At 40.7% G+C, this 12913-nt stretch carries 11 protein-coding genes; 5 read left to right on the top strand and 6 right to left on the bottom strand.

What is annotated here, in order from left to right; genetic code table 11:
• Positions 1–88: 88 nt before the first annotated feature.
• Complete coding sequence (locus FUT79_RS12940; protein WP_024753082.1) at positions 89–778, bottom strand: DUF554 domain-containing protein; 690 nt, start codon at positions 776–778, stop codon at positions 89–91.
• Between the two features lie 438 nt (positions 779–1216).
• On the opposite strand from FUT79_RS12940, the gene FUT79_RS12935 reads away from it, so the two are divergent.
• On the top strand, positions 1217–1645 hold the full coding sequence (locus tag FUT79_RS12935) for a GNAT family N-acetyltransferase (RefSeq protein ID WP_024753083.1): 429 nt from the start codon (positions 1217–1219) through the stop codon (positions 1643–1645).
• 33 nt (positions 1646–1678) lie between these two features.
• Positions 1679–2311 (top strand): ribosome biogenesis GTP-binding protein YihA/YsxC, encoded by a 633-nt coding sequence (gene yihA, locus FUT79_RS12930; RefSeq protein ID WP_024753084.1) that lies wholly within the window; start codon positions 1679–1681, stop codon positions 2309–2311.
• Between the two features lie 11 nt (positions 2312–2322).
• Here the strand turns inward: yihA and FUT79_RS12925 are convergent, their stop codons facing one another.
• Positions 2323–3279: a M28 family peptidase gene (locus FUT79_RS12925; protein ID WP_044634677.1), complete on the bottom strand. Its 957-nt coding sequence runs from the start codon at positions 3277–3279 to the stop codon at positions 2323–2325.
• A 485-nt stretch (positions 3280–3764) separates the two neighbouring features.
• On the opposite strand from FUT79_RS12925, the gene FUT79_RS12915 reads away from it, so the two are divergent.
• Positions 3765–5342: an exo-alpha-sialidase gene (locus tag FUT79_RS12915; RefSeq protein ID WP_024753088.1), complete on the top strand. Its 1578-nt coding sequence runs from the start codon at positions 3765–3767 to the stop codon at positions 5340–5342.
• A gap of 220 nt (positions 5343–5562) precedes the next feature.
• Here the strand turns inward: FUT79_RS12915 and FUT79_RS15835 are convergent, their stop codons facing one another.
• From FUT79_RS15835 to FUT79_RS12895, 4 genes are all read right to left on the bottom strand, one after another.
• Positions 5563–6093 carry a methyl-accepting chemotaxis protein gene (locus FUT79_RS15835; protein ID WP_148879893.1) on the bottom strand — a complete coding sequence of 177 codons (531 nt, stop codon included), beginning with the start codon at positions 6091–6093 and terminating at the stop codon, positions 5563–5565.
• Entirely contained in the window at positions 6089–7051 is a 963-nt protein-coding gene (locus tag FUT79_RS12905; protein WP_148889719.1) for a methyl-accepting chemotaxis protein, read from the bottom strand. The genes FUT79_RS15835 and FUT79_RS12905 overlap by 5 nt, the downstream gene beginning before the upstream one ends.
• Positions 7052–7093: 42 nt before the next feature.
• Entirely contained in the window at positions 7094–7315 is a 222-nt protein-coding gene (locus FUT79_RS12900; RefSeq protein ID WP_148879181.1) for a hypothetical protein, read from the bottom strand.
• Positions 7316–8132: 817 nt separating this feature from the next.
• On the bottom strand, positions 8133–9053 hold the full coding sequence (locus FUT79_RS12895) for an Hsp33 family molecular chaperone HslO (protein ID WP_044634331.1): 921 nt from the start codon (positions 9051–9053) through the stop codon (positions 8133–8135).
• A 425-nt stretch (positions 9054–9478) separates the two neighbouring features.
• Here FUT79_RS12895 and FUT79_RS12890 point away from each other — a divergent pair, with 425 nt between their 5' ends.
• A complete protein-coding gene (locus FUT79_RS12890; protein ID WP_231577536.1) occupies positions 9479–11299 on the top strand; it encodes a phosphotransferase in 1821 nt (606 codons plus the stop codon).
• A 53-nt stretch (positions 11300–11352) separates the two neighbouring features.
• On the top strand, positions 11353–12912 hold the full coding sequence (locus tag FUT79_RS12885; protein WP_024753092.1) for a BCCT family transporter: 1560 nt from the start codon (positions 11353–11355) through the stop codon (positions 12910–12912).
• Position 12913: the final 1 nt, after the last annotated feature.

Below are 12913 nucleotides of genomic sequence, written 5' to 3'. Positions count from 1 at the left end.
CCGTTGCGCCGTGTCGGACTCTTTTGTATAAGACGTATTAAAAACTAATCGAGTTGTCAAAAAAATGCTGAATCGGATTCAATTTCTTCTACTTAAAAATTGCAAGCAGGATGATCGGAATAAATACTGCCGGTACAAAGTTCATGATTTTCAGTTTTGTAATATTCAGCATGTTAAACGCTAAACCGATTATCATGATAGAGCCTACGCAATTGATTTCATTAATAACTTCAGTGGTTAAATACGGCGCAATTAATTTTGCTATAAGCGCAATACCGCCTTCATATAAAAATACCATAAGGCCGGACAATGCAACGCCCGCACCTAATGTAGTTGTCAGAATTATTGAGGTAATTCCGTCAATGAGAGATTTTGCAAATAAGATTTCGTGATTTAATTGCATGCCGCTTTGCAATGCGCCGACAATTCCCATCGCTCCGACACAAAACAAAAGGCTTGCCACGACAAAGCCTTTTGACAGCGAGACATCTTTTCCCACAGCTTTAAAAAGTTTGTCTGCCATATAACCAAGTTGATGAATTTTCTTTTCCAAATCAAGGACTTCTCCGATAATTGCGCCTATTGCGATTGAAATAATTTCAATTAAAATATATTGTCCCTTAAGTGCTCCGGAAAATCCTATAAAAAATACAACCAGCGCCATTCCCTGTATAACTGTTTCACCGATTCTTTTCGGAATTCCTTTTCTTAAAAGTAAGCCCAAGCATGAGCCGGCTATAATTACAATTCCGTTTACTAAAGCTCCCGTAAGCACCATAATTTCCTCCTTGACAATTCTAACAAAATATTTTGATTTTGTCCCGCTCGCAGTCAGTAACCGCTTCACAATAAACTATCCTGTTATTGCTCTTTTGGACGCTATGGTTTGGACTTTACAGAAATTCTCTTTGTATTTAAAAAATATACTGCACGATATTTTATACGAATTTATAATTTACTGTTGATGCTTTTAAACATCGTTTGGAATTTCGCAAGGGTGAGTAATTTACCATAGGAATGTTTAATTCGGTACGCGTTATTGTCGATACATTCTCCCTCATCCTCTCTCGAATATAAACTTAATTACAAACTGTTGTACCAGGTAAAGCTTTCCAAGTTTTTTATTCAGCGCCATTGCATATAATTCCTAACTCTTATACTATTCCGTCAGAGAAATATTGTGTTGAATTTTAGCTTTTGAATTTTGGGAGGGATAATGACTATTCGTGAATGTAAGGCCAGTGATGCCGAGCCGATTTTTTTCTTAAACAGAGATGAGTTGGGATATGATTTTTATTTAGAGGGCACAAAAGAAAATATCGAAAAAATTTTACAGCGGGATACAGATAAAATCTTTGTGGCGGAAGATGAGGGGAAGATTGTCGGATATGTACATGCAAATAATTATGAACTTTTGTTTTCCGCTCCGATGAAAAATATTATGAGCATTGCGGTTTCGCCGAAGCATCGCGGAAAGGGCATTGGCAGGAAGCTGCTTGCGGCGATAGAGGACTGGGCAAAGAAAACGGGAGCACACGGCATACGGCTTGTTTCGAGCAGCAGCCGCACGGATGCCCATCGATTTTATCAAAGCTGCGGATATGAAAAAACAAAAGAGCAATTTAATCTTAAAAAACTTTTTTAAAATTATGTAAAAGGTAGTGGACATAAAATGGCAATAAAAATTATCTCGGCGGAATTTATCAAGGGAGCGGTAAAGCCCGAACAGTATCCAAGTCTTCCTGTGCCCGAGTTCGCTTTTTTCGGGCGCTCAAATGTCGGCAAATCATCGCTGATTAACATGCTGGTTAATAGAAAGAATTTGGTAAAAACCGGCTCCCGCCCCGGAATGACCAGAGAAGTAAATTTCTTTTTGGTAAACAGACCGAGTGCCGTGCCTGTTTCTGAAATTGCGGGAAAGAAAAATATTTTTGCCTTGGTTGATTTACCCGGATACGGGTATGCAAAAGTTTCGGGCGGCGTTATACAAAAAATAGACAGCATGCTGTACGACTATTGCACAAACCGGCAAAACTTACAAACTATTTTCTTTTTAATAGACATGCGCCGCGAGCCCGGAGAAATTGAAAAAAACAGTATTGCTTTTTTTCAGTCTTATAATATCAAAGTGGTGATTGTCGGCACTAAGGCGGATAAACTAAAAAAGAACGACCTTGCAAAGGTTACCCGCAACTGGGTGGATTTTTTCTCTGTTGATGCGGAATCAATTATTCCCTCTTCCGCCTCAAAAAAACTTGGCAAAGAACGCATTCTTGCCTGCGTTGAGGAACAACTCTTTGAACAGCCATAACCCGTCCGCACTTACGGTTCTTTTACGGTTTCTAAAAATCGCAAAAATCGGAACATTAACAAAAAGGCTTCGGGAGTTAAAGAGTCTATGGCATCTTTTTCGGTGTGCATGAGCTGCCATGTTTTTGGAATAAGTGCGGCGAGGGGAGAATCCGGATCAGGTTTTTTATTTTTGATTACGAGGTCGGTCAATTCTTCTGCGGCGGTTTTGCTTTTTTTCTGAAAAGAGAAAAACCGGCGGGGCTCCTGCGCTCTTCCGCTTTTCGGTACCGGAATGTTTTTCAGCAAAATCCCCGCTTCAACTGCGGGTAAAACCGTGAAAACCTGTGCGGTAATTCCCGCCGCAATAAACCCCGCATTATCGCTATACGGTGTAAGCAAAGACAAAAATCTGTTTGGACAAGCTCTCTGCGCATAGCCGATACAGCGTTCGTGGAAGGCTTGCAGCCCTTGCGTTTTGTCGGAATCCCGCCCGTAAATTCCGGACTCAGAAAGAATAAGCGTATCACCTCTGCCGCAGCAATCAAACACGTAGATTTCTTCATTATCCATACGCAGTTTGCGCAAGCCGGTGCCCAGCGCATACGCCCCCTGATTGCGAATTCCCTTTGCGCCCTTTTCTTCTCCCTCCGTGAAAATAATTTTAATATTATGAAAATCTTGCACGTGTACAAGATGTTCCGCAAAAAGCATTAACTGCATACACGCTGCTGAATTATCATTCGCCCCCTGCGTGCCTTCTGCGCGATCATAATGCCCGACCAAAATCTTTGTTTTAAAAATCGGATTATATGCGCTCGAGTCGTATCGCACAATAATATTTTTATTTCCGCTTATATCAACAACCGTATGTGGCACCGCATGCGCCCGCAACCATGCGGAAATAAAAGCGGCTCTATCAATCCCGAGCTGCACAAAGGATTTAAATAATGAGGAATGAATAATTGCGGCGGCAGTATTTTTATCCACAAACCGATTATACCAAAACCTCCCGCTTTACACAATGTAGAAATTTCAATACTGCGATAACAGTCTTTTAATAACTAGTATAACATTTTTTTGATAAATCGATTATTTTTCTTAATGCATTTTATACAAAACGTAAAAAGTTTTATAAAAAAGAATTCGACACAACGGTTTGGTTTTGCCGTCCGTGGCAAAACCAAACCTGCGAGTTTAAAAGCTTCAATTTTACAAAACAGTGTTGATGCTTTTAAACATCGCTTCTGCATGGAACCACCGCCATCCGTGGCGGTTCTGCGTTCGACACGGCGCAACGGTGAGCAATTTACCATAGGAATACTTAAATCCGCAGTCCCTTATTGTTGATACCCCGATTTTTATAACAGGAAGTTAATTACAAAACGTTCTACTCGATTATATTTCCTGCAGTTTCTAAATTATACTTGACAACGGGAAAATTTTCGCATACACTTTGAAAATAGGGGTGGCATATGCAGTATTCGTTGGAAATGTCAAAACCGATAAGCTTAATTCGGGACGGATTGCCGAACTGTAAGACATACCGTATTCCGATTCTTATCACCCGACTTGACGGGCAGCTCTTGTTTATCTGCGATGCGCGATTTACGCATCAGGATGATAACTCAAATAAAGTTTCGACAATGGCGAGGATTTCCGCCGATTGCGGACAAAGCTGGAGCGATCCGATTCTGTTTAATGATTTTGATGATGTGCTGATTCCTGCCGACTCGGCTTTTTGTAACCGCTTGCAGTACGGAATCGGCATGAGCGATACGGCAGCGGGCAAAACGGAGTCGGGCAAAATTATTACGGTAACCACTTCCGCGCCGCATTCCACGGGACTGTGCGGAGGCGCAACTGGCATGAAAGGTTTTGCCTATGACAACACCGACGGGGAACCGCGTTTATTTTTGAGGAAGCCCTCCGAGCGGCTTCAAGGTTTGCAGCAAAACCCTTCAGCAGCTGCGATTGAATCATTATGCGTTCCCGAAGATGCGGAAATTTTTGACTCAAGTGTTTTTTGTTACAGTGTTCCCGTGCGCGGCGGCAAAATCAGAAACGATTCTTTCCCCGATGAGGACACGCATACGTGGATGAATAAACAGGGGTATTTATTTTCTGATGAGAAAATGAAAGAACCCCTGTTTTGCGCGCAGGTGCGGCTCCCGTTAACCGAGTCGGAAAATTGTCTGCCGCTTACCGGCGGTAAAACTCATGCGCACGTTTGGATGTTTATCGCGCCTTTTCAAGTTTGGCGCGGCGGAAATTACCTTTCGTATGCCGAAAGCGCCGACGGAAAAAACTGGGCAGCCCCGCTTGACATCACCTATATGGTAAAACCGGCGGACGAACTGAGCGGTTCGTTTTTTGTTTCGCCTACCTGCGGACTTTTAAAACAGAAGGCGCCGCATAAAGGCAGACTGCTTTTTTCCGCCTACGGAGGCTCTACCGCAAATTCATGGGGCGCACATTTTGCCGAACGTGTTGCCGTTTTTTGGACTGATGACGAAGCCAAAACCTGGCAGCATAGCCGCTATATCAAAACCCCTGTGCATAAAATGTCGGAGTCCGCAATTATCGAAGCGCCTGACGGAGCGCTGATTATATTCAGCCGTTCCGACTTTCAAGGTGTTATGATGAGTCAAAGCAATGACGGCGGCGCAACATGGTCGGAAGCACAACCGCTTGCAGGGTTTACGGCTACCGTGAATAACTTAATTTCGGTAATCAATTTAGAGCGGCTTTCGGAATTACAGAATAAAACGCTTGTCGCTTTTTCATATGCAAACGGCTTAGACCGCACGCGCTCGGCAGGCACGGTAAAAATCGGCGCATTGGTAAAAAACGGCGACAAATGGCAACTTGATTTTCTGTGGAACGAGGGCAGTCCGCTTGAACTTGCCGTTACCGCCGCCGACAAATTTTTTGCTTATTCATGCTTAGCGGAACTCCCCGACGGCAGCCTTGCCCTTGCATACGAAACACTGGACAATGACGACAAAGAAGATATTTGCTTTGTCACAATACGGATTTGCGAGAACAGTTAGCACAGCGTTTTTTTAATAACTCTATCCGTTTTTAAAACTCGCAGGTTTGATTTTGCCATCCGCGGCGGTTACCATTGGAATGCTGAATTCGCAAAGCCGTTAGTGTTGCTGCGCGGATTAGTATACCAGCAACATACTTACAAAACCCCGATAGAAGTTTTTATGGATTTTGTGTATCCGCGTCTAGCTTAATTTGACAATTCAGGTTTTCTATTTTCCCTTATATTCTAAATTGTAACAATTCGTTTATAAGAGTTTCGATATTCGCATTATTTTTATCATCTGCTTTTTGAAGGGCAGTAACAGCCGAAGCCATTTCGATTAGCGTATCTGTCATCTCTCTAATGCTTTGATCGATGCTATCCGTTGCAGCTGTAAGCCCGACAATATCTCCGGAAACGCTTTTTGTTTCATTGAGCATTTTTTCTGCTCCGTTACGTACATCAGCGGTAATTGTATTGATCTCGCTCATAGCTTCTAAAACCTGCTCGTCGTCCGTGTTTTGTTCAAAAATCGCGTGCATAATAATTTCCTCTTGTCCCTTCACCGATTCTGCTAAACTAAAAATATTATAAAACTGTTTCTGGACGGTGTCGAAATCATTGGTAATTTTATCTATGTCTTTTTTCAGATTTTTGAGTACCGTTGAAATTGTCTTTCCCTGAATGCCGGATTCTTCGGCAAGCTTTCTAATTTCTTCCGAAACAACGGCGAATCCTTTGCCTGCGGATCCTGCATGGGCTGCTTCAATAGCGGCCGTTCATCGCTAAAAGATTTGTTTGACTTGAAATATGCTGGATAACCGCGCTCGCCTCCATAAGACCGCTTGATGCTTCGCTGATTTTTTTTGTCATATCGGTTGCCTGTGCCGTTGCTTCTCGAGCTGAACCTGTTTCTATTCCAAGAGAACTGATGGTATCCGTGTTCTTATGCAAAATTTCAGAAATTGAACGAATGTTTGAAATCATTTCTGTAACTGCGGAAACAGATTCTTCGACAGTGTTCGCTTGACTGTCAATATTTGATTTTAATTTTTCGATAGAGCCGAAAACCTCATTGATTGATGCCGTTGTTTTTTTAATCTCATCATTTTGTTTAAGTATTTGTTCTTCCATGTTTCCGGTATTTGCAATAATTTTTTCCGATGAATCAACCGTTGTGTTTACGCTGGCGGATAGGATTCCTCCTACCTCTTTCATTCCCTTTGTTGCTTCGGCAACCGCATTAACGGAATTTCGTATTTTGTCAAGCGTTTTATTAAAATATAAAGCAACCTGCCCAAGTTCGTCGGAGCGGCTTACTTTCAGCCGATGTGTTAAATTTCCTTCCTCTTCCGAAATATTTCGTAGGATTTTTGTTATTTCCGCTAATGGCTTAGTAATTAGAAGAGTTATTGCCCATGAAAAAATCGTAGCGAGGAACAAGGCAAGCACTCCGATTATTATTTGCACGCGTATGATTTCATTTTGTATTTCCAGAATCCCCGATTCCGGAATGCCTACATCAAGTGAGCCGAAAAGTTTTCCGTCTTTATAGATAGGATACATGATATCGTATGTCCAGGTGTTTTGAACATCTGCCCAAAATCGAGACGTTTTAATATTTCCGCGTGTACATCCGTCAATCGTGTAATCATCATCGTATACTTTTCCGAGCTTAATATGATCACTGTGAGCGACTGCGGTAACATTGGTATCAATTATAACCATATATGCCACGGAGTTTTTTTTCGCTTCGGAATCCACCAATTTTTATAAATCTTTTAGATAGTCTTTTGAATTATTCAGAATATAGTTTGCATAATCTGCCGTTGCAATCACTTGGTTCATTCCTTTTTCAAAAATCATGTTCTGAATTCTTTTTTTTGAAAATACCGCAAAACCGATAATGTTGGTTATGACCATTAAAAAAGCCAGAATAAGCATACTAAAAATTATTTGAAATCGTAAGTTTTTAAAAAAATATTTTCGCATAAGATATCCTTAAAATGCCGATTCAGTATCGGAGTTTCTAATGTATGAGTCAGTGTAATATATGTTGAAATTATAAACTGCTATATTTACTTAACCGGTAAATAATCGAGTTAAGATTTTTTGACCGTATTTTTACTCACTAAGAGTATAAATAATTTATAGAGTAAAAGTCAAGCACAGGTATTTATTTCATCAAGGTAACAATTGTTTTGCGCAAATAGATGAAAACATAACCGTAGCTATACATTGAAGCGTAGGCGAACCAAAGGTAGAAATTCCAAGGTTCGCCCGTGCTAAATTCCAAACGATGTTTTGTCTGTGCTTTATTGTAAACAGGCAAAACTCGGAGGCGTCAATTTGTAGCGGATGATAAATTGCCCACCGTTGCCAAAATCAGAACCGCCACGGACGGCAAAATCAGAACAATGTAAAACGATGTTTAAAAACTACCACACCGACATAAATAGGAGTTTTTAAACTCGCAGCACTGATTTAATCAAGAATACTAAAAATCAGGGCGTGGCGGTGGTTCCACGCAGACGGTTTAGTTTTTGACAAGGACGTCAAAACTCAGAACGGGCATGGACGCCCGTGGTTCCACACAGAATTGAGTTTGAAAACTACCACAGCGTATTCGGAGTTTTCAAACTCGCAGGTTTCATTTTGCCACGGATGGCAAAATGAAACCGTTGTGTCGGACTCTTTTTTTATAAATTTTTTTACGATCTGTAGTAATGAGTTAAAAACGAGTCGAGTTATCAAAAACTTTACTCTACTATATTAGAAAATACCTGCTTGCTAAAATACTTTGCAAAGCTTAAAAGCAACCGTTTAAAACTTCTTTCGGATAGGTATACTCTGAACCGCAATAATGGCAATAGGTTTCAATATTTTCGGGGCCGTTTTCATACATGTCTCGTAACTCGTCTTTTGGTAATGTTTTTATTTTTTCTAAAAATCTTTCGGCGGAACAAGGGCAAAAAAACGAGATATCCCGTTCAAGTAATACTTCAGGCTCCATGCCACGGAGTAGTCCGTAAATAATATCTTCTCGAGTGCCGTTTTCGGCAAACCATTGACCGATTGAAGGACATGCGGAAAAAGCTTGTTCCGCCTGAATCAGCAAAGACTCATCCGCTCCGGGCATGACCTGCAAATACAAACCACCTGCACCGATGACTCTCCCTTGTGAATCAAATTGAATGCCGGTGTTAAATGCCGTATGGGTTTGCTCGGAAAGCAAAAAATATTCCGTAAGATTTTTCGCTATATTTTTATGTTTAATTTCAACCGAACCAGAGATAGGTTCCCTGGCTCCTTCTGGAAACCGGATTACCCGTACAAAGCCGTCGCCGAAATAAGGCGCTAAATCCCAATTTTTCGGAGCCTCCTCAACAGGGATTGGATCCTGAAATAAATAGCCGCGTACAATGCCTTCGCTCATTGCTTCAACAGCAAAACCTGCAGCCGGCCCCTTTGTATCATACCGAAAAACGGCGCGATCTCTGCCTTTCATTGTCGGAATAAGTAAAGCTCCGCAAAGGCATGCCTGTCCGAGCACCAGTGTTTCAAGAATGCCGAGCGTATGCTGCATTCGCATCTGATTAACAAAACGGGTACCGTGAAAAAAAGCACCGCGCACCTGTCCATTACCAAGCATAAAAATAGACATACCGTCCGGCTGTATTGTAGTGAAATGTCTGAGTAAAACAGAATCATCAATTGTTTTTATAATCATGCATATAATATAAAGAAAAAAGAGGAAACGGGATAGCTTTTGCTGTAAATATACATTTTTAAAATATGGCGTTGCGGGTTGAAAATTTTCTCTTATCCGGCTTTGCATTTTTAAAAAAACGCTTCGCCGCCATTCGTGGCAGCTCTGATTATTGTTTTTACTCTTCTTATGTATTTTTTTCATGATAAGCCCCACAGAATTAAATAGGGGCTTACGTATAAAAGTGTGGAAGCTATGGGATTAAAACTTAATTTTTCCCTTTTATTCGACTTCTTGTTGCGGAGTAGATCGGCGGGCGAGTTTTAAAAGCGATGTTTTTCGGTAAGCGTTCCGTAATTAATTCAAAGTTATATTTGGTCGTTTATCTATTTAATTTTATATATTTTTAACACCATGTTCACATTTGTATTATAAATATATTGACAGTGAACATTTATTTTTGTATTATGCTCGCCATGAAAAGACGCTATTTTCAAATAATTGAGCTTATGCAAAAAAATCCTAAAATAACGCAACGCGAGATCGCGGATCAGTTAGATATTTCTCTTGCATATGTAAATAAGATTTTGGTTTCAATGGAATACGAAGGCTTTTTACGGACAGAAGGGATTCCTACTTTGGGAAAGCGGCAACTTACCGCAAAAGCTCAAAAAAAATATGAGTCCTGTGAGGTTGATAATGCAATCATTATGGCGGCGGGGTTCGGTTCTCGTTTTGTGCCGCTTACCTATGCAACTCCGAAGGGTTTACTTGAAGTATTCGGTGAGCGTATGATTGAGCGTCAAATCCGTCAGTTGCAAGAAGTCGGAATCACGGATATAACCGTTGTGGTCGGCTATTTAAAAGACACTTTTGAATATTTAATCGATAAATACAATGTACAGCTTGTGTACAATCCTGATTATGAGACAAAGAATAATCTTTCAACTCTGTATCACGTGCGGGACAAATTAAAAAATACCTATATACTTTCAAGCGATAATTGGTTGCGGGAAAACATGTATCATTCGCATGAATATGATTCCTGGTACTCGGCGATAAAGGTTTCTGGAAAGACAAAAGAGTGGGTGTTAAAAACAGGTTTGCACGATAAAATCCTCAGTGTTAAAGTCGGCGGGCGAAACGGCTGGGTTATGTACGGGCCGGTGTATTTTTCAAAAGAATTTTCTCAGAAAATTATTCCAATGATTGAAACAGCGTATTTGCGTGACGATACGGACGAGTGGTACTGGGAAGATGTTTTTATCAGAAACCTTGACAAGCTGGTAATGTTTGCAAATAAACAGCCTGAAAATCAAGTGTATGAATTTGAATCTTTGGATGAGCTGCGGCTTTTTGATTCATCCTATATGATTTCCACTAATGACAAATGGCTGCATCTTATTTCAGAAGTATTTAATCAACCTGAAATGCGCATAAATTGTTTAAAGCCCTTACGTTTCGGCATGACAAATAAATCCTTTTTATTTGAGCTTAATGGGAAAAAATATATTTTCAGAATTCCTGGTGCAGGAACTGAAAAACTGATTAACCGCCATCAGGAGGCTGACGTTTATAAAGCGATTGAGCCGCTTCATATTTCCGATGATCCTATTTATTTTGACAGTCGAATCGGCATAAAAATTACCGAGTTCAAAGAAGGAAGCAGAAATGCGGATGCAAATAATCCTGATGATTTAGATATGTGTATGAGGTTTGCCCGAAAACTGCATAATTCGGGAATAACTGTTCCGCATGAATTTAATTTTAGAGAGCGTATTGAGTTTTATGAAAAGATTGCAAAAGAGCGGCACGGTATTTTGTATAACGATTATGACGAGGTGCGCGCAAAAATGAATGAGCTTTTGGATTTACTTGATACAATTGAAAAGCCTTTAGCTTTAACACACATTGATTTAATTCCTGATAATTTTATTTTTTATAAAGACGGAGTGAAACTCATTGACTGGGAGTACGCCGGTATGTGCGATCCCCTTGCCGACATCGCAATGTTTTCTATTTACGCATATTTTAACCGAGCACAGATTGAAGATTTAATGTATCGATATTTTCAAAGAGAGCCGGAAGAAGAAGAACGCTTGCGTGTATTTTGCTATGTAGCTCTTGCAGGTTTTTTATGGGCACTTTGGACCTGCTATAAACAGGTGCTCGGTGTTACCTTTGGCGAATACGGTTTAAAGATGTACCGATATGCAAAAGACTATTACACTGCGGTGATGGCAATCAAATCAGATATGAAAAACTAAATTAGACTCTTTTATTAAAAGCAGTAACATAATTCATACAAAGGAAAGATTTTATGAAAGAAACAGGACAAAAAAAACAAAACGAAATTGATTGGTTTATTACCATCGCACCGCTTGCGGTTATCATTCTTGTTTCGCTTTTACTCATCGTTTTTCCGACAGGTGCGAAAGGAATTATTGATCGTTTATGGAGCTTATTTGTAAATGAGCTCGGCTTCTTTTATATTTTGATAGGACTCGGGTTTGTCATCGTATCCATTGTGCTTGCATTTTCAAAATACGGCAACATACGGTTAGGAACATTGGAAAAACCGCGCTATTCAAATTTTGCATGGGGTTCAATGATTTTTACTTCCACGATGGCAGCGGATATTTTATACTGGTCGCTGATTGAGTGGGCGTATTATTTTACTTCTACCCCTTTTGCAAAACAGGGAATGACGCTTGCAGAAAAACAGGATTGGGCATCGGCGTATCCTTTATTCCATTGGGGCATAACGCCGTGGGCTTTTTATATTTTGCTCGCCGTTGCCTTTGCCTATATGCTGCACGTAAAAGGCGGTACTAAACAAAAACTTTCGGAAGCATGTCGTCCGATATTGGGAAAACGCATTGACGGTGTTTTAGGGCACATCATAGATATTTTTTCGGTGGTAGGCTTGCTTGCAGGAACGGCAACAACTTTTTCTCTTGCAACACCATTGCTTTCGTTGGCGGTTTCCCGATTATTCGGAATTCCCGAATCAAGAATTTTGACCTTAATCATCTTATTTATTATCGCTCTTGTTTACACATCGGCGGTTTTGCTCGGAATAAAAGGCATATCAAAGCTTGCGGAAATTTCCGTCATTTGCTTTTCCGCCCTACTTGCTTTTTTCTTTTTAGCGGGACCGAAAATTTATTTAATCGAAACGGGAATCAGCGGCATCGGAAAAATGGTTCAAAACTTTTTCTCAATGTCCACGTGGATGGATCCGTTGCGGCTTTCAGGCGATGGCGGAAACGGCTTTCCGCAAAACTGGACTATTTTTTATTGGGCGTATTGGATTGCGTGGTCTGTTGCAACGCCGTTTTTTATCGGAAGCATATCCGAAGGAAGAACCGTCCGCAATACGATTCTCGGCGGCTTAGCCTGCGGCATTGCGGGAACTTATTGTTCGTTTATCATTTTGGGAAATTACGGCTTATATTTGGAAACGCACGGAATCGTATCTGCTGCGGATATGCTTGCCCAAGGGGCCGTTCCCTCCGTGGTAATTATGCATATTCTGACAACACTCCCGTTTGCAAAAGTCGGCTTTGTTATTTTGATTCTGACCATGATAGCCCTTTATGCAAGCACCTTTGACGCAATCACTTTGGTTATCGCTTCATATTCGCAGCGTCAATTAAAAAAAGATGAAGAGCCGCATAAGGCATTGCGCGCTTTTTGGGCAATTGTATTTATCTTACTGCCCGCCGCATTTATCTTTGTAGAATCAACACTCAATCAGCTGCAAAGTTTATCAATTATTGCCGCCTTTCCGCTGGGAATAATTATGATCATTATTGTAACCGGTTTTTTCAAAGAGGTACGAAAAAACAATGAACATGTGCAGGATGTATCTCCGTAAA

Origin of the sequence: Treponema phagedenis, assembly GCF_008153345.1 — a bacterium.
Lineage (GTDB): Bacteria > Spirochaetota > Spirochaetia > Treponematales > Treponemataceae > Treponema > Treponema phagedenis.
This window is presented reverse-complemented; position numbering and strand designations above follow the sequence as displayed.

Excerpts from the sequence above, each read along its gene's own strand:
- FUT79_RS12940 (WP_024753082.1), bottom strand. The coding sequence starts at position 778 with ATGGTGCTTACGGGAGCTTTAGTAAACGGAATTGTAATTATAGCCGGC.
- FUT79_RS12935 (WP_024753083.1), top strand. The coding sequence starts at position 1,217 with ATGACTATTCGTGAATGTAAGGCCAGTGATGCCGAGCCGATTTTTTTC.
- FUT79_RS12915 (WP_024753088.1), top strand. The coding sequence starts at position 3,765 with ATGCAGTATTCGTTGGAAATGTCAAAACCGATAAGCTTAATTCGGGAC.
- FUT79_RS12905 (WP_148889719.1), bottom strand. The coding sequence starts at position 7,051 with ATGGTTATAATTGATACCAATGTTACCGCAGTCGCTCACAGTGATCAT.
- FUT79_RS12900 (WP_148879181.1), bottom strand. The coding sequence starts at position 7,315 with ATGCGAAAATATTTTTTTAAAAACTTACGATTTCAAATAATTTTTAGT.
- FUT79_RS12895 (WP_044634331.1), bottom strand. The coding sequence starts at position 9,053 with ATGATTATAAAAACAATTGATGATTCTGTTTTACTCAGACATTTCACT.
- FUT79_RS12885 (WP_024753092.1), top strand. The coding sequence starts at position 11,353 with ATGAAAGAAACAGGACAAAAAAAACAAAACGAAATTGATTGGTTTATT.